9 protein-coding genes are annotated in these 24132 nt (G+C 41.5%); 8 read left to right on the top strand and 1 reads right to left on the bottom strand.

The window, feature by feature from the left end:
- Positions 1 to 720 precede the first annotated feature (720 nt).
- The 8 genes from ACXJY6_RS12605 to ACXJY6_RS12570 all read left to right on the top strand — a co-directional run bounded on the left by ACXJY6_RS12605 (position 721) and on the right by ACXJY6_RS12570 (position 20577).
- A complete protein-coding gene (locus tag ACXJY6_RS12605; RefSeq protein ID WP_458768573.1) occupies positions 721 to 2619 on the top strand; it encodes a cadherin repeat domain-containing protein in 1899 nt (632 codons plus the stop codon).
- Between the two features lie 42 nt (positions 2620 to 2661).
- Positions 2662 to 3978 carry a cadherin repeat domain-containing protein gene (locus ACXJY6_RS12600; protein ID WP_458768572.1) on the top strand — a complete coding sequence of 439 codons (1317 nt, stop codon included), beginning with the start codon at positions 2662 to 2664 and terminating at the stop codon, positions 3976 to 3978.
- 289 nt (positions 3979 to 4267) lie between these two features.
- The gene (locus tag ACXJY6_RS12595; protein ID WP_458768571.1) at positions 4268 to 8704 is read left to right on the top strand and encodes a beta strand repeat-containing protein; all 4437 of its coding nucleotides are present in this window, start codon (positions 4268 to 4270) and stop codon (positions 8702 to 8704) included.
- Between the two features lie 334 nt (positions 8705 to 9038).
- Entirely contained in the window at positions 9039 to 12947 is a 3909-nt protein-coding gene (locus ACXJY6_RS12590) for a beta strand repeat-containing protein (protein WP_458768570.1), read from the top strand.
- Between the two features lie 170 nt (positions 12948 to 13117).
- Positions 13118 to 15763, top strand: coding sequence for a sulfotransferase (locus ACXJY6_RS12585; protein ID WP_458768569.1), 2646 nt, complete (start codon positions 13118 to 13120; stop codon positions 15761 to 15763).
- A gap of 188 nt (positions 15764 to 15951) precedes the next feature.
- Positions 15952 to 17178: a TolC family protein gene (locus ACXJY6_RS12580; RefSeq protein WP_458768568.1), complete on the top strand. Its 1227-nt coding sequence runs from the start codon at positions 15952 to 15954 to the stop codon at positions 17176 to 17178.
- Complete coding sequence (locus ACXJY6_RS12575) at positions 17175 to 19373, top strand: ATP-binding cassette domain-containing protein (RefSeq protein ID WP_458768567.1); 2199 nt, start codon at positions 17175 to 17177, stop codon at positions 19371 to 19373. Before ACXJY6_RS12580 ends, ACXJY6_RS12575 begins: the two co-directional genes overlap by 4 nt.
- Positions 19363 to 20577, top strand: a complete 1215-nt coding sequence (locus tag ACXJY6_RS12570) for a beta-barrel domain-containing protein (protein ID WP_456049907.1) — start codon at positions 19363 to 19365, stop codon at positions 20575 to 20577. The genes ACXJY6_RS12575 and ACXJY6_RS12570 overlap by 11 nt, the downstream gene beginning before the upstream one ends.
- Before the next feature lie 110 nt (positions 20578 to 20687).
- Here the strand turns inward: ACXJY6_RS12570 and ACXJY6_RS12565 are convergent, their stop codons facing one another.
- On the bottom strand, positions 20688 to 24062 hold the full coding sequence (locus tag ACXJY6_RS12565; RefSeq protein ID WP_458768566.1) for an EAL domain-containing protein: 3375 nt from the start codon (positions 24060 to 24062) through the stop codon (positions 20688 to 20690).
- Positions 24063 to 24132: the final 70 nt, after the last annotated feature.

Below are 24132 nucleotides of genomic sequence, written 5' to 3'. Positions count from 1 at the left end.
ATATTATAGAGGATGAATCTAGACCTTGTTGATATTTATTAATTTACTTAGATTTAATTTAAAAACTAAAGCTAAGTAAATAGGAATAGTAGTAGTGATTTGAAATGAATTTTGTTTTAACTGGTTGTATTTGAATGATAACTACTTGGGTTTTTTCGAAGAGGTAAATGAGTGGTTATATATGTTACACTAATTAACATATATAATTATTATAAATAATATCTAATATATTTTATATGAAGTATTGAATGATAGTATTTCTGTAAATATCGACCATAAACATATTAGATGAAAATATTTGTATTATATCTAAGCTCTTATATATGTGTTTAGTTGACCAATTATAACAATTAAAACTAAGGATAAGATTCTATATTCCCCTCTATTAACTAATTCTCATTCTCTATATATTATTCTATCAATACATTGTCAAAATTGTTGATTTGTCCCTCAAATGTTCAAACTTTACCCGTATGTTACCAATTTATCACTTTGAGTTGACGCTACGGTGCATTATTTAAAGTTAATATAACAACTTTCCAATATTCTCATTTTTGATAATTGTTGATTTTGCCCATTAATTCATATGGTTATTGGGGTATTTTAGGTGGTTGCCTATGTTAACATGTGGTTATAAGAAGTGAGCCATGGTAAATAATTGCGGTGTTAGTAAACTACTGGCAAAGCTAAACCAATCATTCAAAAAAAGGTAGATACAGGATGTCTCTGCAACTTAAAGTCGTCTCAGGTGAAGACGTTTCTTATTTAAAGTTAAGCGAAATTCATATGGTATATTACGCACAACCGGGTGCTGTATATACATTAGTTGATGCCGAAGGCAATGTTGTTACCGAGGATCTTGAACTCAGACATCATCTCGACAAGCTAGAAATTATTCATGAGGACGCCCCTGTAGCGGTGCTCGAAGATTTTTACGCTCCTTCAGAACAACCTGCTGTATATGCATTTGAAGAGGTTGGTGAGTCGAATGTCGATGATCTACAAGATAACTCTGCAATATCTGGTGGTGATGTCGGTGCTGAGCCGGGCGTAGTGTGGAACTCCGAGATAGCATCTCTTAATGAGAACGTTGCTACTACCGATCTAGGATTAGAATCTAGCGTTGTTGCAGAGCCAGTTATTGTTTCGGATTATGACACTTCAACATCGGATGATGTGAGCTTCTCGCTCACAGAAAACACTAATGTCTTATATACGACCCTCGGCGTGGTTGGTGCCGCTGGTGTTGCTGCGCTTGCTTCTGGTGGCGGTAGTGGTGGCGGTGATTCTGGTAGTCCAACGGATTCAGGCAACTCAGCGGCATCGGATACGGACACATCTGATCCGTTATTTACTAGTGGATCTTCGGCGACTGCAATTAATGAAAACAGTGGTAGTGGACAGGTTGTCTACACAGCAGTTGCAACCGATGATAGTAGCGTTACCTACAGTCTGTCTGGGGCGGATGCAGGGTCGTTTAGTATTAACGGCTCGACTGGTGCAGTTACATTAAATACCGACCCAGACTTTGAGTCGAAACCAAGTTATTCGTTTACCGTGACTGCAACGGATTCAGAAGGTAACTCATCGGCTCAAAATGTGAGTTTAGCTGTAAATGATGGTGATGAGAATGCGCCTAGTTTCTCAAGTGGTTCGACGGCTTCTGTAACTGAGAATAGCGGAAGTGGGCAAGTTGTTTACACAGCAGTTGCAAACGATGATAGTAGCGTGACCTACAGTATTTCTGGGGCGGATGCAGGATCGTTTAGTATTAACGGCTCGACTGGTGCAGTTACATTAAATACTGACCCAGACTTTGAGTCGAAACCAAGTTATTCGTTTACCGTGACTGCAACGGATTCAGAAGGTAATTCATCGAACCAAAATGTAAATTTAGCGGTCAATGATATTGATGATACATCACCTGTCTTCACCAGTAGTACAACGGCAACAGCAATTGACGAAAACAGTGGTAATGGTCAAATTGTATATACTGCGACAGTAACAGACGCAAATCGTGTGACCTACAGTATATCAGGAGACGATGTAGATGCAGGCTTGTTAAGTATCGATAGTAATAGCGGCAGGGTTATTCTCGTTGGAGATCCTGACTTTGAAACACAATCAAGCTATTCGTTCACAATAAAAGCGAGTGATTCATTAGGAAATTCCACTTCGCAAGATGTCTCATTGGCAATTAACGACGTTACTGAAATTGATCCTAGCGTGGTGGTTTTTGACCTTACATCTGGAGAGTCATCGGATCATAGCAATCAAACATTCAATGTAAATGAATCTTATACGATTTATATTGTTACTGATTCATCAAGTACATTAAGTTTAGGTTCGAGTGAACAATGGCGTACTGCGGGTAATCTCGGAGATGATGATGAAGTAGTACTAATTGGTAACGTTGATTTTGATTTGGGTACCGGTTCCTCCAATGGTGTGGCTACTTTAATGGCGTGGCAAATGAAGTCGCCTGCAAATGCATACTTAAGGTTTGATAGTGGGACTTTTGCCTTAGATGGGTTTAGTGGACAATTATGGTCTGGCGTAATTACTGTTGCCCCTAGCCAAGGTTATGAAACATCATTGCCAGCTGGTGTATCTGTTTAACAGTTATTTTCGATTTTAAGTTATAAAATAAATAGGTGTGATATGTCTTTCCAACTCCAAGTTGCAGTTGATGGTCAGGTTTCATTTTTAAAACTCAGCCAAATTCATATGGTGTATCAAACCCAGCCAGGGGCAACATATACGTTAGTGGATAAAAATGGTGACGTCGTTCTAGATAAATTGGAACTCAGACATCACCTAGATCGTTTGGAAGTCGTCTATGACCAAGATCCGGTTGCTGTACTTGAAGGTTTTTATTCGGCGAATAGTAATCCAGCAATGTATTCCTTAAATGGTACGGTCGGAGTTGATGGAAGCAGTCAGGCACAGGGAGTGGTATTTTCAGGTGGCGGACAGTCTGAGCCAGGTTTAGTTTGGAGCTATGAAACAGATTCGCTAATGCTTGCTGAGGACACAAAGCAAGATAGTGTTGAAGATGTTATATTAGAAACCACTTCAAATAACGAGATCAGTTCTGCACCACCTACAGAAGAAGTTGCAGTTGTATCTGTAATTGAAGAACTAAACGCCAAGCAAGAAGATGACGTTAACCAGTTTGAATTCTATGAAGAAGAATCTGGTAATGGTATTTTGTATACAACTCTAGGCACGTTGGGAGCAGTTGGTGTCGCTGCTTTAGCGTCTAGTGGAGGTGATAGTTCAAGTAATTCTGGGCCTACGCCTTTGCGGTTAACTAGTGCAAGCTCAGCATCTGTAGAAGAGAATATCGGTGATGGTCAGGTCGTATATACGGCAATCGTAAACGATAACGGCGACGTTAGTTATGGTCTATCCGGGACTGATGCGAATAGCTTTATTATTGATGGTACCACGGGGGATGTTACTCTTATTGTAAATCCCGATTTTGAAACTAAGAGTTCTTATTCATTTGATGTTAGTGCTACGGATGCCGATGGTAATGTTGTTAGTCAGTCAGTTTCATTGTCTGTAACTGATGTAACGTATCAGACAGCGATTGAATTCGACTTAATCAATGGCACTTCATCCGATGATGATGGACGAATATTTGATCTAGACACAGAATATACTATTACAGTTACCACAGATGGTTCATCAAATTTCAATGCTAACTTCATGTGGAGTAGCGCCGAAAATTTATCTGAAGATGATATAGTCATTCTCAATCATACTGATATAACGATAAACCGTGGACTTAACACGGAAGTAATAAACGGAACTGATACTACGCAATTCTATAGCTGGATTGCTATAGGATTAGGTGGAGGGACAAATTTCGAAACTGTATCTCTTTACCATAATGGTGCTTTTAATCAAGGATCTAACTCAGTTCAATTATGGAGTGGGACGGCGACTTCACTAAATGTCCAAACGTCCTAATTCTTTAACCAAAGAACTTTTAGGTTCATGATTTCCTCTGTTAATACGACTATTTGATTGCTTCATGTAATGGGTCAAATAGTCGTTCCTCTGTCAATTCTCTGACATCTACTTTACTCTTTTTGTCTATTCTTACTTTTAAGATTTTTGTTAAAAGTGATTTAATAACAATATCTTAGTTGTATATGCTCTAGATTTCGGGTTTTCCGTCAATATCTGTTCTGTGGCAAATATGAATTTTGTTTGTAGAATGTTGCATAAGTTAGATTAATTGATAGTAGGTAGCGGTATGTCTCTACAGCTTAAAGTTGTATCCAATGGTCAAGTTTCCTTTTTGCGATTAAGCGAAATTCATATGGTGTACTATGCGCAACCTGGTGCCATTTATACTTTGGTTGACAGTAATGGTAATTCAGTTGTCGAAGACATAGAACTTAGACACTACCGGGATAAGCTCGAAATTATTCATGATGAACGCCCTGTAGCGATCTTAGAAGATTTCTATACTGCAATGGATCAACCTGCGGTATATTCATTTAATGGCGATTTTGAGTCATCTAACGGTTCACAAGAATTAGATGGGACTTTAGTTGCCGGTGGCGACGTAGGGTCCGAACCTGGCGTGGTTTGGAACTCTGAAATTGATTCTCTTGATCTAGATTCTGGTGTAGAAGAGTTAATTGAACTTGAAACTACTACAGTCTTTCTAACGGAACCAGAATTAGGTGACACTGTCACTAATGAAGCTTTGGAAGAAGTAACTCAAGATTCTTATACTGGTCTTGAAGGTTTAACGGACACCGGAGTCACGACCACTGATTCAGATATCGTAAGCATATCTACTGACGAACCAACTGATGGCTTTATTATTGAATCCGGTAATTCTGATTCAGGCGGAAATAACCTTTTATACACAACCCTTGGTGTACTCGGAGCAGCCGGTGTCGCAGGTCTAGCTGGCGGAAGTGATAGTGGGAGCGGCGGTGGTGGTTCATCCGCTGTTACATCAGTTAGCGTATCAGCATTTGCCGGTGAGTTTATTTCTACTGTCGGTGTTACTGTTTATGATGAATTTGGAAACGTTTTAACTAGCCAAAATGTGGACATGAGTAATGGCAGCGTGTCATTAACATTAGGTTCAAGCTATTCCGGCCCAGTATTGGTCGTAATATCAGATATCAATGGGACCGGTGCCGATTATATCGACGAAACTAGTGGAGTAGGTACAAGCCTTACTACAACGTTAAGCGCAATGACGACAGTTTCCGGAAACTCGGTCGAGGTTAGTGTTACTCCTCTTACCGAACTTGCAGTACAAAAAGCTGGGATAGATCTCAATAACATCTCTGTGTCTAGTGAAGATGTTGCTGTCAATGAGGCGATTGGTTCTCTATTTGGCGTTACAGATATTACCGGTAATGTCGTTACCGTGTTAGATGACGACTATATCGATGGAAATACAGATGCCGAATTGTATGGTGAAGTGCTGGCAATGCTTTCTGGCGCTGATACTAATACTGGAAGTCTTTCACAAACAATCAACCAGCTATCTAATGAAATCACTATTAGCTCAAGTGGTGCTGCATCGATAACTCAAGCAGGGACTGGAATACTTGAAAAAGGCGCCGATACCTTTGAAAAGAGTGACGATAGTGGAATAGATTTAGGTGGCCTTATTGATACCGTTGATCCTCTAATCACAAGTGGTTCAAATGCGAAGACGCTTGCTGAAAATAGTGGTGCAGGACAAGTAGTCTATATAGTAGCGGCAACAGATGACAGCACGCTAACCTATTCATTATCAGGCGCAGACGCAAACGCATTTAGCTTAAATAGCTCAACAGGGACAGTCACACTAATTGCAGACCCAGACTTTGAATTTCAGCCTCGTTATACATTTACAATTACTGCCACTGATAGTTATGGAAACGACACTAGTAAAACTGTAAATCTTGCAATTACGGATGTGGATGAAGATGCGCCTTCTATAAATAGTCCAAGCTCTGTTACTGTGGATGAGAATAGTGGATCAAATCAAGTTGTATATGAACTCAAAGCGACGGATCAAGGCAGTGGTAAATTAACCTACAGTTTTAGTAACGTTGACTCAGATTTAAGTGTTGATTCTTCAACAGGTAAAGTTACGCTAAAGACCAACCCCAATGCTGAGGCTAAGCCTAACTATCAATTTACCGTAACTGTGACTGATGTCGAAGGTAACTTTTCAAGTGACGTTGTAACTATTGCGGTGAATGATCTTGATGAAAGTGATCCTGAAATTACGAGTGGTACGGTAGCGGCTGCAATCAATGAAAATAGTGGTAATGGTCAGGTGGTTTATACTGTTACGGCTGCTGATACAGCGGACATCGATGACAGCGCTAGCACTAGCTCATCTTTGACTTATAGTTTATCAGGTGCAGACAAGAGCTTCTTTAGCATTAATAGCTCAACAGGTCATGTTACATTAAAGGCCTCTCCTGATTATGAAACAAAGCAGAGTTATTCGTTTACCGTAACAGCGACAGATAAAGCAGGTAACAGTGATACAGAGAATGTTACTTTGAACATAAAGGATGTCGATGATACCAATCCAGCTTTCACAAGTTCAAGTTCAGTTTCAGTAAATGAAAATGTTGATGCGGGTACATTAGTTTATACCGCCGTTGCCACCGACCAAAATTCCGTAACTTATAGCCTTACCGGTTCTGATGCAAATAGCTTTAATATTAATAGTTCAACTGGCAAGGTGACGCTTAAAGCTTCTCCTGATTATGAAGCAAAGTCGAGTTACTCGTTTACCGTTAGGGCGACTGATGCAAACGGGAATTCATCGGATAAACCAGTTACTTTATCGATAAACAATCTTGATGACACCGCACCGGTATTCACCAGTTCTAACGTTGCTTCGATAGAAGAAGGCAGTGGCAGTAATCAGGTGGTTTACACCGCAATAGCGACTGATGATAGTAGCGTAACGTATAGTTTGTCAGGAGCTGATAAAGACAGCTTCACCATAAACAGCTCGAATGGTAAGGTTTCGATAAAGAATAACCCAAATTTCGATAGTCAATCGAGTTATAACTTTACTGTTGTTGCAACTGACTCAGCAGGCAACGAGACCAATCAAAATGTAACGTTGTCTGTCATAGACATAGACACTTCAGCCCCAGTCTTTTCAAGTGGTAACATTGCAAATGCTATTGATGAGAATAGCGGTAGCGGACAGGTCGTATACACAGCTGCTGCGGCAGATGATAGCAGTGTCACATATAGTATTTCAGGAGCGGACGCGGGCTCATTTAGCATTAACAGTACAACAGGGGCTGTGACATTAAATGCCGACCCAGATTTTGAGTCGAAACCAAGCTATTCGTTTACCGTGACCGCAACAGATTCTTCTTTGAATTCATCGATTCAAAATGTGACGTTGGCGGTAAATGATCTCGCGGATACAGATATAACGGCGCCTACCTTTACTAGTAGTCCAACAGCTTCAGTAGATGAAAACGTTAGTGCCGGTACATTGGTTTACACAGCAGTTGCAACTGATGCTAGCGCGTTTACTTACAGTCTTACCGGAGCCGATTCCAGCGCCTTTAATCTTAATTCTTCAACGGGCGCGGTCACATTAAAAGCTTCACCTGACTATGAAACAAAAACCAGTTATTCATTCACGGTTACTGCTACCGATACATTTGGTAACGCATCGGCTCAAAATGTTACGTTGGCGGTAAACGATCTCGCGGATACAGATATAACGGCGCCTACCTTTACTAGTAGTCCAACTGCTTCAGTAGATGAAAACGTTAGTGCCGGTACATTGGTTTACACGGCAGTTGCAACCGATGCCAGCGCAGTTACTTACAGTCTTACCGGAGCCGATTTCAGCGCCTTTAATCTTAACTCTTCAACGGGCGCGGTAACATTAAAAGCTTCACCTGATTATGAAACAAAAACCAGTTATTCATTCACGATTACTGCTACCGATACATTTGGTAACGCATCGGCTCAAAATGTGAGTCTAGCGGTTAATGATGTCGCCGATACAGATGTATCTGCTCCTGTATTTTCAAGTAATGCCGTTGCAAATGCTATTGATGAGAACAGTGGAAGTGGTCAAGTGGTATACACCGCAGCAGCTGTTGATGATAGCAGTGTCACATACGGTATTTCAGGAGCTGACGCGGGTTTGTTTAGTGTTAACGAATCAACGGGGGCAGTTACATTGAATGTCGACCCAGATTTTGAGTCGAAACCAAGCTACTCGTTTACCGTGACTGCAACGGATTCATCTTCGAACTCATCAACTCAAGATGTCACGTTAGCGGTTAATGATCTTAATGAAAACAGTACAGCGACTGTGGTATTTGACTTAGCAACGGGTGACTCTACGGGCAATGGTGGATCATTCGATGCTAATACAACTTACTCTATCTATGTTGTTGCTGGTGATTATGATGGAACTGCAGTTGAGCAGTGGACACAGCCGAATAATTTAGGTAATGATGACTCAATAACTTTTGTCAGCGGGACGGAAACATGGGATGGCGATATCTCAAATCGTATTAATTCTGGGACTGTAGGATGGACATCACAAGTTAGTAATATTCATCAAGTTGATCTATGGGACGGGTCGATTGCTAACATTACCAATGGGTCTCAATTGCCAGTAGCGATAAACTATACAAACATATTGCCAACGAGTGCTGCACTACCTACATAATATACACATTGAACTAATTGAATCGCTGCTATTGCACTTATATCTCTAAGTGTAATAGCAGTATGATAATTTTGTCCTCGCTGTAAACTCTTTATTTAAGCCTAATTGTCTAATCTACTAGCTGAAAAACGTAAATTTCCCAGTGATAATACTCTTAAACTGAGTCAATTTTAATGCGTATACAGGTTTCTAATTCCCCCTTGCTTCTTTCAACTTCGCTGATGATTTATACATCAACTTATACTTAAATTGCGAATACCTAGTTTTTAACTAAAATTAATTAGTGAATTGTTTTGATATCAATCTTATAGACAATAATAAAGTAGGTACCCATATGTCTTTTCAGCTCAAGGTCGTCGCTTCAGATGGTCAAACTTCCTTTTTAAGATTAAGTCAATTTCATATGCTTCATCAAGCTCAGCCTGGTGCAGTGTATACACTGGTTGATAGTAAGGGGAATGCTATTACTGATGATCTTGAGCTTAGGCATTACCTTGACCGGTTAGAAATCATTCACGACGAACATCCAGTAGCGGTGTTAGAGGGCTTCTATGCCGAAATAAGTGATTCGCCAGCATATTCATTTGATGGTCATATTAATTCGTCGACTGGCGAAGACAGTTTTGTTCTGGGTGGCGATGTGGGTTCTGAACCTGGTGTTGTTTGGAATTCAGAGATTGACTCATTTGATGCTGACACGGGTGTCGAAGAGTTCGCGATACGTGATGTTATAGAATCAACACCGATTACAGATGATACTGCATTTAATGAGGTTATCGAAGAACTACCCATTATCGATGCTGTTACGACAACGGATATTGCCTCGACGAATACATTGATTGAGCCGAGTACAAGTAATGATTCCGATTATGATTTTACCAATAATACGGAATCGGGCAGTAATACGTTTCTTTACACAACACTCGGAGTTGTGGGTGCAGCGGGACTAGCTGCCTTAGCGGGCGGTGGGAGTTCCGGTGGTGGTTCCGGCGGTTCGACTTCTTCCTCTAGTGTATCTGTAACCGTCTCTGCTGTAGCGGGCGAATTTACTTCAAGTGTCACCGCTAGCGTTTACGATCAAAGTGGGAACCTTCTTACTAGCCAAGAAGTAGACATGAGTAATGGCGATGTATCTTTAAGCTTTAACTCTAATTACGAAGGGCCGATAGTAGTGGTTATTTCAAACCCTAGTAGTGGCGCTGCAACTTATATTGATGAAACAACCGGTGCGGTAACCTCTTTGGATACGACACTTGCTGCAATGACATCGATCAGTGGTGGTTCAGTAAGCGTAAGCGTAACTCCCTTAACGGAATTGGCAGTACGTGAACTGGGCATCGATTCTGCAAGCATTGTTGCTGATAGCATTTCGCTGACAACATCAGAAATTGATGACGTTAATGATGCTATCGGGTCGTTATTCGGTATTACTGATATTACTGGAAGTGTCACAGTTCTGGATGAAGATTATGACTCTAGTGACGGCGTTGACGAAGCAGAACTTTATGGTCAAGTACTCGCGATGTTGTCTGGGGCTGACAGCATAGATACTGATGGCGATGGTAATACAGGCTTAGATGCGACTCTTGACGCATTATCTGATGAGATAACGATCGATGATAGCGGAGAGGCAAGTATTACCGGCAACGGATTCGATATTCTAGATAATGGCGCGGCTGCTTTTTCGGGCAGTGGAAGCAGTACCAGTGATGAAAGCTTAGTTGATATATTTGAAGACTTGGGTATTGATACCACCAATCCAATAATAACCAGTGGTTCATCGGCGACAGCGACAACGTTAAGTATTGATGAAAATAGCGAGAGTGGGCGAGTTGTCTATTCGATAACCGCTACTGATGACAATACGTTAAATTATTCCATATCGGGAACCGACGCTTCTGCTTTTGTTATTGATGGTTCTACTGGGGAAGTGACATTAAATTCAACACTAGATTATGAAACTAAGGATACGTATGAGTTTAGCGTCGACGTTACCGATACATATGGTAATAGCTCTAGTCAAACGATAACGCTAAATGTAAACGATGTGGATGACTCGGCACCTAGTGTCGGAAGTATTACTGTTACAGATGATATAGGTAGTGTGACAGGCCCTCTATCGAATGGTGATACAACCGATGACAGCAGTATCGTGTTAAGTGGAACATGTGAATTGGGGTCAACGATATCTATTTATGATGGTTCAACGCTATTAGGAGCGGCTACAGTTAGCGGCACAACATGGAGTTACAACGCGAGTGTAAGCGATGCGATAACGTATAGTTTTAACTATACTGAAACTGATTCAGCAGGGAACACCAGCACAGCTAGTTCAAGCATTTCGATTATCGGGGATACTACAGCCCCAACGACGACAATAAGCGGTATAGATATTAGCGTCGATACTGGCAGTTCAGATTCTGATTTTATCACAAGTACGGCAAGTCAAACGGTAACCGCAACATTAAGTTCGGTGTTAGAAAGTGATGAAAGTCTTTATATATCTGTTGATGCCGGCACAAACTGGATCGCAGTAAGCAGTAGTGATATTAGTGGAACGAGTATTTCTACGAGTGCGACCCTTAGTGGAATTAGTAGTATTCAATTCAAAGTTATTGATGATGCAGGGAATGAAGGGGCAATAGCGAGTCAAAGTTATACGTTAGATACTACAGCACCAACGACGACAATAAGCGGGATAGATATCAGCGTCGATACTGGCAGTTTAGATACAGATTTTGTCACAAATACAGCAAGTCAAACGGTCACTGCAACGTTAAGTTCGTCCCTAGCAATTGGCGAGGCTCTGCATATATCTGTCGATGGCGGCACAAGCTGGACAGAGGTAAGTAGTGGTGATATTAGTGGAACGAGTATTTCTACGAGCGCGATTCTCAGTGGCTCTAGTAGTATCCAATTCAAAGTTATTGATGATTTAGGTAATGAAGGTACGACTGCTAGTCAAAGTTATACGTTAGATATGACTGTACCTACGACAACAATAAGCGGTATCGACATCAGTGATGATACTGGCAGTTTAGATACAGATTTTGTCACCAACATTGCAAGTCAGACGGTTACCGCAACATTAAGCTCGGTTCTAGTCAGCGATGAGACGTTGTATATCTCAGTCGATGGAGGCACAAGTTGGAGCGCGGTAAGCAGCAGTGATATTAGTGGTACTAGTGTTACGACGAGTGCGACGCTTAGCGGTACCAGTAGTATTCAATTCAAAGTTGTTGATGATGCAGGAAATGAAGGGGCAATAGCGAGTCAAAATTATACGTTAAATACAACTGTACCCACAACCACAATAAGCGGTATCGATATCAGCAACGATACTGGCAGTTTAGATACAGATTTTGTCACCAATACTGCAAGCCAAACTGTAACCGCAACGTTAAGCTCGTCCCTAGTAATTGGCGAGGCTCTGCATATATCTGTCGATGGCGGCACAAGCTGGGCTGAGGTAAGTAGTGGTGATATTAGTGGGACTACTATTACGACGAGTGCGATTCTCAGTGGCTCTAGTAGCATTCAATTCAAAGTTATTGATGATGTAGGTAATGAAGGTACGACGGCGAGTCAAAGTTATACTTTAGATACCACGGCAACAATTACCATTAGTGCCATAGAAACCGACAATATCGTCGATGACACCGAAGATAATGATGTCACGATTACAGGTACAACAACAGGTATTGAGTCAGGTCAAATAGTTTCGATTACCATAAAAGATAGCAGCGATAGCACAGTAACAAGCACGACAGCCACTGTTGGAGGCGATGGAAGTTGGACAGCCGCAGATATTGATATGAGTGCGTATACCGATGGCGATAATTATACTGTCAGTGTTTCTGCAACCGATGTTGCGGGTAACAACGCTATGGATGATCAGGACATTGCCATGGCAGTTGACGTTGTTTTCGACCTTACTACAAGTAATACTTCTGCGGGTACATTTAGCACCGATACGAGTTACACTATCTATATTGTTGTTAATTCAAACAGCTCATCATCATTTACTTCTTCATGGACTTCCGCCTCAGAGTTAGGCGCTGATGATGCGATTGTTTTGGTGGATCAAGTGAATGGCAATGGCACTGGAATAACCTTGACGGTGTCTGGTCAAGTTACGTGGGCAAGTGGTCCTGTTGATTTGTGGGCAGTACTAGCTCCAACAACATTAATAGCGAATATATCGACCATAAACACCTTACCAACAAGTGTATCGACGAGTTAGCAGTATTCCTTATATTGCCTTTACTTTTTTGATGAGAAAGCCACTACTTACTTAAATGAGTAGTGGCTTTCTTTTGAAAATATGAATTCAATACGCACTATTACGTAGCACACTAATTTTGTTACTATACCGCGTTATAAAGCGAAATTTACATTAACTCTCAGGAGGTTATGGTGTCCTTAATTGTCAGTCTGCGTCGTTTGGTTGATCTGCAACAATTTAGTGAATTAGCTCAGGCTGCGGAAAGGTATTTGGCGGAAACTAATGACCAGCAAGCGTTGCCATTACTTGCATTAGCACACGCTAACCTAGGTGAACGAACCGAAAGTATCCGTTTATGTCAACGCTTGGAAGATCAACTTGAGCAATTAGATAGTGAGGCTCGAATCGATCTTGCCGGTGTGTATTGTGTACTACAGCGCGTTGATGATGCATTGTCACTACTTCAAAAAACACAAGAAGCTCATCCTGAAAACGCTCTATTACAAGCTCGTCTTGCTTGGTGTTATATGGCTAAGGGTGAACCACATCAGGCTCTCGAATTTTGCCGAAGATCAGTGAAGCTAGCGCCTCATCGCTTGCCGGTGTGGAATGCGTTGATTGGTCTTTATCTTAGAGAGAAAGATTTCTACAATGCCCAACAAAGTTTAGACAAGGCCATTGATCAGTTTGGCCACCAATATGATGATCTGTCCGAATCAGTACAAGATTTCTTTAGTGCTCAACTTCGCCAATTGCAATTAGAGCTCTGGGTTGCGACAGAGAACCAAGTACAAGCAGAAGAGTGGCTCGAACAGCGTAGGGATGATATTGAAGAGAATGATTGGACTCAATTAACGGCGGGTTATGCGGCTTTGCTGGCAAGTCACGATAAACACGATGCGGCCATTGATGCATTAAATTCGGCGTTAAAGCATTATCCTCAAAGTCTTAATTTAATTTCTCAGCAAGCTGAGCTGGCTCAGGTTTTGGGACGTCATTTACAGTCGGCCCAGTTACTGCGCCGAGCGATTCGCTTTGCAAAAGAGCAAGGTAAACAGCAAGTCATTTTGTGGGTTCGTTTATCGGCCGTATGTTTGATCGGTATGCCAGAACGTGCACGTAAAGCCGCGGAACAGGCTATTGAGCAAGCACAAGCATTACAAGAAGATCAACAAACGTCATCTTTTATGATCAAGCAGCTTCAAGTTCAAGCTAAAAACGCACTCGCTCAAGTTGAAAGTCAGGAGCAGAATTATGATTTGGCTGAGACGCTCTTTAATCAGATATTAGACGATAACCCTTACTTTTTACCCGCACTTTCTGGCTTAGGTCAGCTGCAAATGCAGTGCGGAAATATCGATACGGCAATTGAACTGTTTGAGCGCATTAAAGAGATCGATCCTGCCAAAGGATATTCTTCACTTATTAACGCTCGACGCTTTCCAGACGATGTGGAAACGTTGAATCGTATGGAAAAGGTCGCCCGTCAACCCGGGTTAGAAGGTAGCGTAAAAAGTGGGTTGCTATTACAAATTGCGTCTGCTTACGAAAAACGAAAAGTTTACGATAAAGCGTTCGAGCTCGCAGTAGAAGGGAATGACGTTAATAAAGCTCGGCTGAATTATGATCCAAAAGCGCATCGCAATCAGTGTGCGCGTATTCGTGCTCGCTTTAGTAAGGCGCTATTCCAGCATCGTAAAGAGTGTGGTAGCGATTCTTCGCTTCCGGTATTTGTTTTAGGTATGCCTCGCTCAGGGACCACATTAGTCGAACAGATTATTTCTGGTCATAGCAAGATATTTGGAGCTGGAGAGCTAGGTGTGATCCCCGCTCGGAAACAGGGTTTAGAACGCTGGGAACGTCATGTCGGCTCTGGTCGAACTTACCCTGATTGTGTCGACGATATTTCACCTTATTTAGCGAAGAAAATCAGTGATAGCATTATTACGGAACTTAAAGAACTCGCGGCGGAGGATAAACCCGACGCGATCCATGTGGTCGACAAGTTACCACACAACTTTGAACATGTTGGTTTGATTAAATTTCTCTTCCCTAATGCAAAAATCATTTCGGTTCGCCGTGACCCAAGAGATATCGCAATCTCTAACTATTTTACCGATTATCAAGCCAAATTCGGAGGTATGGGGTTTGCGTATGACTTAACTTGGATTGGAGAGCAACTTGCCGATCATAATTTGTTAATGCATCACTGGAATCAAGTATTTCCCGGAGAGATTCTGGAACTCAACTATGAAGATGTAGTCGAAGACCTAGAGGGCAGTGCGCGTACAATGCTCAAATATATTGGGGTAGAGTGGGAAGATCAGGTACTTGGTTTTAATGAGTTAGATAGGCCAGTGAAAACAGCGAGTGTATGGCAAGTACGTCAGCCGATTTACAAAACATCTAAAGCCAAATGGAAACATTACCAACGTTACCTCAAACCACTTATTAAGGGAACCAATGCCAAAATTGTGCCGGATCCTATCACCGATATGTTGACCCTCCCTGAACCTGGTTTTCTACAAGATGGTGTTGCTCTTTTTCAAGATAACAAGCTTGATGAAGCCGAAATGAGTTTGAAGAAAATGCTGCATCATAATCCGGAACATGCCGCTGCGAACTATATGGTGGGGTTAATTTACTGCCGTAAAGGTCATATCGCAAACGGTATTGAGTTGCTTGAGAAAGCACTCGACACTTGCCCTTGGCAAAAAGATTGGCGCGATAACTTAATTTTGGCTTATGAAGAAACTGGAGAGCATGAAAAGGCAGCCTTATTGAGAACTAAAGTGAATCGAACGTTGGTGGATGAAGATTTAGACGAAGATTGACATAGGTAGAATGTGGAAAGGGTAACCTTTATGAGTGGGAAATTTGAGTTAATCAGGTTTTAAGCTCATCATTATTAAAATGTCGTTATGGCAATCATGTTATGATTTGCTGTGTAGTATAGTTCTGGCTAATGGTTGGTATTTACGTGTTAAAGCGATTTAGTTTGGTCACATCGGTAGTTGTATTCATGTCGTTATCTATAACGCCTTTACCTTCAGTCGCCGAAGAGTCTGTGATGTTATCGTCACCGAACGATGTAAATGTTGGATTAATAGGGGCACTGAAAGCCACCTTAGAACATAATCCAGCGGTTAAAGGACAAAACACTCAGCTTGCTATTCAAGACAGTCAAATTGACGCCGCGAAGGCGGGGCGTTACCCATCGCTAAATGGCTCAATTACAACTCAAGGTGATAATGCGAGCTTTATCGAAGTTGCTCAACCCTTGTGGGCCTTTGGCAAAATCGATGCGACAATTGAGGCAGCTAAATCCAATTATACGTTGGAAGAGCAGGCGTTGTTGCAGGTTAAACGCGAATTGATGGAAAGCACTGCCACAGCGTACACACAAGTATTGAGTGCTAGATATAAATTGGACGTTTCTACACGTAATGTCGAAACGTATCAACAGCTATTTGGTAAGATCAAGCGACGGCATCGTGGTCAGTTAGCGTCCTATGCCGATGTTAACTTGGCAGAATCACGTTTGCTGCAGGCAACGGCCGACAAATTTGGTTATGAAGCCGAGTTACAATCCGCACTCAACGAACTAAATACGCTAACCCGTGTGGAAACTACTGCTGAGCTGGCTATTGACTCCGCTCTTTTACAACTCCCATCTTCAGAGCGTTTGAAACAACTCACATTAGAAAATAGCTCAGATATTGCTCATGCCGCACAGTTAATTGAATTGGCAAAAAGTCAGCATCAGCAAAAGAAGAGCGCTCTTTTTCCGACAGTTTCGTTAAAAGTGCAGCAGTATCTAAACAACTATTATGACAACGAAACACGAGTTGGACTGGTTGTCGAAGGCTCATTGGAAGGCATGGGTGCCGCGGGTTTGAGTCAAGCTCAAGGAGCTGAAATGGGAATTGTTGCGGCCGAGTACGAATACGATAGCGTCAGAAATGAGGTCGAACGCGAAACTCAGAACCTATTCTTAAATGCATCTTTGCAACAGCAGTTACGAGAATCACAGCTAAAGTCGGTGGCATCGCTCGAGAAAACGATGTCTTCATTTTTACGTCAGTATGAAACCAGCCGTAAAACTTGGGTGGAGGTACTGAATCAACAACGAGAATTGACGACGATGCGTTATTCGTTAATCGAGACAGATCAGCAATTTTCAGCGCTGACACTTAAACTTGCAATTATGGCTGGTCAATTGGATCGGTTGACTGGAGTAGCTCGATGAACAATACAACGCAAAACCCGTCTTCATTATTGCCGATACCAAATCAGCCCTTAAAAGCGTTACTTGAGCGCCTCAATGTAAGTGTAAATCAAGGAGCGTTAAATAACGCTATTAAGTCCGTTGATGAGGAGTTAACAGGGTCACCATTGTTGACGCGTCTTGGCGCAATATTTCAAAAATTGAAATTGCGTGGCGTACAGCCAATGGAACTAAATTGGCACCGTTTTGACCAACGACGCCTACCTGCACTGTTATGGCTCGACAATCAATGGCTGGTGGCTGAACGTGAAGATGGAAAAATTCTATTGTCCGATGAAAATGGCCAACGGGTTGACCTTGAAGAGGAGATGCTTCAATCGGCGAAAGTTTTGTGGCTTAAAACACCGGATATGGGAAAAAGTTCAGCAGAAGGCGCTTCAAAAGGTAAACGTGCCTCGGCGATGGTGTGGCAAGAACTGTTTCGAACCAAGGGTTGGCTACGAGATGTTGTGATAGCAACATTAATGATCAATTTGCTTGCTGTAGCGACGTCAATTTTTGCGATGCAAGTTTATGACCGCGTAGTACCTACCTTAGCGTACGCGACTTTGTGGACACTTGTCAGCGGAATGGGGATCGTGATTCTCATCGACTGGTTTCTAAAGCAAGCCCGAAATCGAATACTGGACAGCTTATCGTGTAACGTCGACCGTAATTTATCACAGCGAGTGTTCGAACATGTAATGCACTTACGTCTAGATACTAGACCGCAAAGTCTTGGGACATTAGCAGCTCAAGTTGGTGGGTTAGATTCAGTTCGACAATTCTTTTCTTCTGGGGTTATTTTCGCCTTGGTCGATATGCCATTTGCCTTAGTATTTATCATTTTTATCGGCTTTATCGGCGGGCCTATAGCGTGGGTATATGTGGCTCTACTCCCGGTAGCGCTGTTGATCGGACTGTTTGCTCAGGCTCGTTTACGCTCCTTAGCGAAAGAACGAATGATTCGAAGTAACGAACGCCAAGGTTTGCTCGTTGATGTAATTCGTGGATCGGAATCGATACGAGCGAGCGGCGCAAGTTGGCGTTTCTCAGATCAATGGAAGGATATTACTCGTTCAATTTCTGGCTACAATATTACTCAGAAAGACATTAGTAATCGGACAATCAATGTTGTTGGAAGCTTATCATCGTTAGCGTATGTTGCAGCAATTGTCGTTGGGGTTGGACAGATAGAAAGCGGTAACCTTAGTATGGGGGCATTGATCGGTTGTAGTATTTTAGGCGGGCGTGTCATTGGGCCAATTGCACGAAGTGTTCAAATTATCTCTCAATGGCAAGGCGTGTCTCAAGCTCTTACTATGGTAGACGGACTGCTTGATTTAAGTACAGAACGTGAACCAGAGCAATCCTTGTTGGTGCCAGAAAAAGCGCCAGATGCGATTGCTCTACGCGACGTGAGTTTTTCATTTCCTGAATCACCAGTGCTGCAATTAAATATTCCTCAATTAGACTTTAAAGCGGGTGATCGAGTACTTCTTGTTGGTGCGATCGGCAGCGGTAAATCAACGTTATTAAAAGTGCTAGCAGGCTTATATCGTCCGACTGAAGGGAGTGTCAAACTTGGCAATGCGGAGTTATGGGAAATCGACCCAGCGGTCGTGAGCGACCAAGTCGGTTATCTTCCACAAAATGTGCATTTGTTTAAAGGGACGTTACGTTCGAACCTCGCGCTCTCTGGGGCTGTCAGTGATTCCGAGTTACTGCGAGTATGTGAAACTCTTGGTATCGATAGAATTGCATCAGCTAGCCCTCGCAATATGGACTTACCCATTAGCGAAGGTGGCGAAGGATTATCTGGTGGTCAGAAACAAATAGTTGGGCTAGGTCGTGTCTTCTTAGGACAACCTAAAGTGTGGCTCCTTGATGAACCCACTGCATCACTCGATTACGAGAGTGACGAACAGGTGTTGAATGCAATCAACTCAAAAGTAAAACCGGATGATATTTTAATTATTTCTACTCATCGCACTGGTATCGCTTCGAGAATGGCGAACCGAATAATCGCTCTTGAACAAGGTAAAGTAGTTGAAGATGGAAGCCCAGATATTGTAATGGCTAAGTTAATGTCTCGCCGAGGTCAGGGAACGAATAAAACAATGAACCCGAGCTCTAAACCAGTCGTAACAAATGGAGGGCGAAATCGTGTTATTTAGTCGATTTTTTGATGACCCAGAAGCCGTGCAATTGCGAAGAGCAGAACGCTTAAGTAAAAAACATAATAGTGCTTACTCGCTTGTTTTGTTTATTTTATTCATTGGGTTTTGTGGGTTTATTGCTTGGGCGAATGTCTTTCGTATTGATCAAGTTGCCCGTGCAAGTGGAGAAGTGATCGCAAGCAGTCGCGTACAAGTGATAAAGGCGGTTGACGGTGGGGTGTTACAGGTTTTGAACGTACGCGAGGGTGATCGAGTTGAAAAAGGTGATGTGTTAGCACGATTAGATGAAACTCGCTTTGCGGCGTCAGTTGAAGAAATTAAAGCATTATTATTTGCACAAAAGGCGAAAACGGTACGATTGAGAGCCGAAGTGACTGGTCAAGAAACCTTGGAGTTTCCTGAAGACCTAAATAATTATCAGGAAATTTTAACTGTTGAGCGGGCGCTATTTAACCAGCGCCGCCAAGGGCTTCTTGATGAAATCAAGGTCTACGAAGACGGTATTGCGTTGGCTAAAGAAGAAGTTAACTTAATGAAAGGATTAAAGCGGCATGGTGATGTTAACCGTAGTGAAGAGATTCGAGCAGAGCGTGCGTTAAACGAACTTGAGTCTAAACTGGTCTCTCGCAAAAACCGTTATCTTGAAGAAGCGAGCGAAGAGCTTACCAAATCTGAAGATTCCATCGCTCAGAATGAACAAGTACTGATGCAACGCCAGCAACAATTGGATGACAGCGTGTTTGTTGCGATGGTGCCTGGGATAGTAAAAAACATTCAAGTTACAACAATTGGTGGGGTGTTGCGTTCCGGTGAAGAGCTGATGCAAATCATTCCAATTGATGACGAATTAATCATTGAAGCCAAAGTGAGTCCACTTGATATTGCGTTGGTGAGAAAAGATCTTGAAGCCATGGTTCGTTTTGACCCATTTGATTACACTATTTTTGGTGGAGTGATTGGCAATGTGGTTTATGTCAGTCCCGATACGTTAAAAGAACAAACCTCTAATGGTGATGAAATTTTCTATCGTGTGCATATCTCCATTCCAACAACGCCTGTTACGACTACTACAGGTAAGGAACTAGAGATTCTGCCAGGCATGACAACGCAAGTTGATATTCGTATTGGTGATCGTACGTTATACGACTATCTGTTGAAACCATTGCGTAAAACACTTTCTGAGTCGCTAGGTGAACGGTAATGGTTTCGTAGTAACAGAATAAGAAGACATTGGTCTATGGTCGGAGCCTCCAATCAGCAATATGCAGATTGGAGGCTTTTGGGTTTTGATAGATTAAAAAAGCGTTTACTTTAAACATCTAAGGCGTTTAAAAAGCTTGGAACTTGGTATGAATACAGTGGCCGAGCAAAGTAATACCCCTGAATAATGTCACCACCTAATCCGAGTAAGAAATCAAACTCACCGACCGTTTCAACACCTTCTGCGACTATCGTAAGATTTAGACTTTTTGCCATCGTAATAATCGCGGAAATTATTTTCGCATTGTCTCGGTTTGTTGTGCAATCGTGGACAAAAGAACGATCAATTTTAAGGGTATCAACTGGCATGTTTTGTAAGCAACTGAGCGATGCATAGCCAGTTCCAAAATCATCAATAGCAATACTTAAGCCGTAGTCTGATAATTTTTGCAAGATGACTCGAGCTTTCTCCTCATTATCGATTACTGCGCTTTCTGTAACCTCTATCGTTAAATATTTTGGATCGATTCCTGACTTCTCAATCAGTGAAATAAACTCAGATGCAAGTTTTGGGTTTCTGAATTGTTTCGTAGAGACGTTTACTGAACACTTTAAAAATATACCTGCATCTTGCCACTCACGTTGTTGCTGACATACCGCATTAAATACCCAAAAACCAATTTGTTCGATTAATCCCACTTCTTCCGCGATAGGAATGAATTCGTCCGGGCCTACAACAACCAGATTGCCATCATCTTCCGGCTCATTTAAACGAATTAAGGCTTCGAATCCGGTGATTTCTTTGGATATCGAATGGACCAATGGTTGGAATTGGAGTTGAAAATTATTCTCTCTTAGAGCACGGTGAAGTAAGTTACGAATTAAAACCGTTCGTTGGAGCTTTTCTTCAATTTCAGGTTTGTAGAAGGCGAAGCGATTCTTACCATTTTGTTTAACCTGATACATCGCTTTGTCAGCGTTGATTAATAATGACTCTGCCGATTGGCCATTCTCCGGGAATATTGAAATGCCAATACTCGCGGTAACAAATATTGACTGGTCGTATATCTGAATCGGACTCGATAAAATGTCGATCATTTTTGTAGCGACGTGTTGCGCCGTGGAATTATCATTAATATTTGGCATAATGAAGACAAATTCATCACCACCAAAGCGAGTCAAAATATCATATTCACGGGTACATTTTTCAAATAGATAGGTGACCTTTCGTAATAAGATATCACCAGCGTTATGACCCATTGAATCGTTGATTAATTTGAATCCGTCAAGGTCGATAAATAATACCGCAAATTTACTTTGGCTATATCGTGACTGTAGCACGACCTCATTGAGCTTAATGTTGCATGACGTTCGATTTGGTAAATTGGTCAAAGGGTCATAATAAGCCAACTGTTTTATATGAGCTTCGTGTGCTTTTATGTCTGAAATATCTTTATAGGCACCTCGGTATCCAACTATGCGATCGAGTTTTATTATTGGCTTACCTGTGGCAAGTAGTACCTTGCGACATCCGCTTTTGCTTATGTAACATTTCTCATAACTCACCAAATCGTTATCCCCGGCCATTGAATTCATTAATTCAGAAACATATAAAGGATTTGGGTGTTCTAACAAGTTAACAAGCGGCGTTCCGACAATCATATCAGATTGATATCCCAAGACACTTTCTACGCCATCAGAACAATAGGTAAAGATTCCTTGGGTATCAATTTCCCAAAGCCAGTCGGACGCGCTATGAGCAATGTCACTGAATTTCTTCTCGGCTTCTCGCAAATTCTCGACATGTAATTGATTTTTGATGGCGGAGGAGAATAGGGTAAGAAGCCCTTCATATATCACTCCTTTTCGTTCACCAAGGCTAAAAACACAAAACCCGAGAAACTCTTCTTGAAAAGAAAGTGGCATTACTAATAGAGAAAATACGTCACCATAGGGTTCGATTTCTGATGGCAACAACTGCATTGGGTTATAGGAAGATGTTACTACGTCTAAGCAATGATTATCTCTTAATGCCATAATATTACGAACTAAACTTTGTGGTTTATCTAAATCTTCAAATATACTAATGTAGTAATCCGTAATATTTAATCCATCAGCTAACAATAAGCTTATTTCTTCTAGGTTAAATTGAGAATTAAGTTGAATTCCAATTTCTCGCATCACACCTACGTATTTATCTGATTCAAAATTCCTATATCGTGAGGCTTTTTCATTATATGATTGAACTACATTTAATATGTCGGATGCTAACTGTGCCTCAATGTGATTATTATTCTGAGAAATCCTCTCCATAATAAAGTGATGAATACAAAGTGATAACTTAGTCCATAAATATAACTCTTTTGTCTTAAATGAATGACTCAATTTGTCTTTTAGATAAATGATTAATTCATTTGAGTTAGTAGAATTTATATCATTAATAAATAAAGAGAGTAGATGTTGAGATATGTCTTTATCGAGTGTAGAGCGAATCTCAGGTAGGGTGTTGGATATTATTTGATTGAGCAAGGTATGAAAATTAGATAATGATAATGTTTGGTCGACTACTTGTGGTAAGGAAACCAAATCATAGTCAGATCCTTTGCAACCACAAGAGTGTCGAATTTTTAGTGAAGTAGGGAGCACCAAATTGTCTTTAAATGGATGCCCTTCAATGGCTGCGATCAAACGTTCAGCAGCGTGCCATCCTAGTTCATAAGTTGGTTCGACAATACTGGTTAGTGATGGCTCTGTGAATAAGCTGTCGTCACTGCCCATTGACCCTGTCACGATGACATCTTCTGGTACTCGTATACCAAGTTGTTTTAATGCAGTGAGTGTCGTACGAGCTAGATTATCGGTACCAGCGACAATCGCTTGTGGCCATAAGTGTCTTTCTCTATTGAATAAGTTTGCGAGTCCGGGAATATCTGCGTGTAATAGCGTGTCACTGGTGATAGTAAACTCTTCGTCAAAGCTTAATCCATGAGCTTCTATTGCTTCAATTAACATCTGTTTTTTTACAATTGTAGAGCGATGTATTCCTGTCGCTCCAGCATACGCAAATCGTTCTACGTTGTGTTGTACTTTAAGATGAGCAACCAACTCCCACATCCCTTGGCGTGAGCTATATCCTACGTCCATATACTCTGGCAGATAACTGGCGACAGTAACTATTGGGATGTCAGAAAATTGTTTGAGGAACTGAACTTGCTCATCTTCAGGTATAAACCTGCTTAGTGAGCCCATCGGAACAACAATGCCATCGACTAACGACGTGTCTATAAGCTCAAAAATACGATGGCGTGACATATTAATCGGTGAAGGTTTAGAAAATGCAGCCCCAGAAAAACAAATCACGTTATATCGATGTTGCTTTGCATAATCCGACGCACCGAATATTACCCCTTCAGAAAAAGGTGTAGCCATCATATTTGTCATAACTGCGATGGTGGGTCGATTGGTTCTTAGGTTGGGCATACCCATCGTGTTGTACCGTGAAATTAATAAAATAATAATACAATAACAATAAACTTATTGCATAATTGCTGCAATG

It is taken from the genome of Vibrio phycocola (genome assembly GCF_054404255.1).
Note: the sequence above shows the minus strand (reverse complement) of the source record. Positions and strands in the feature narration are given on the sequence as shown.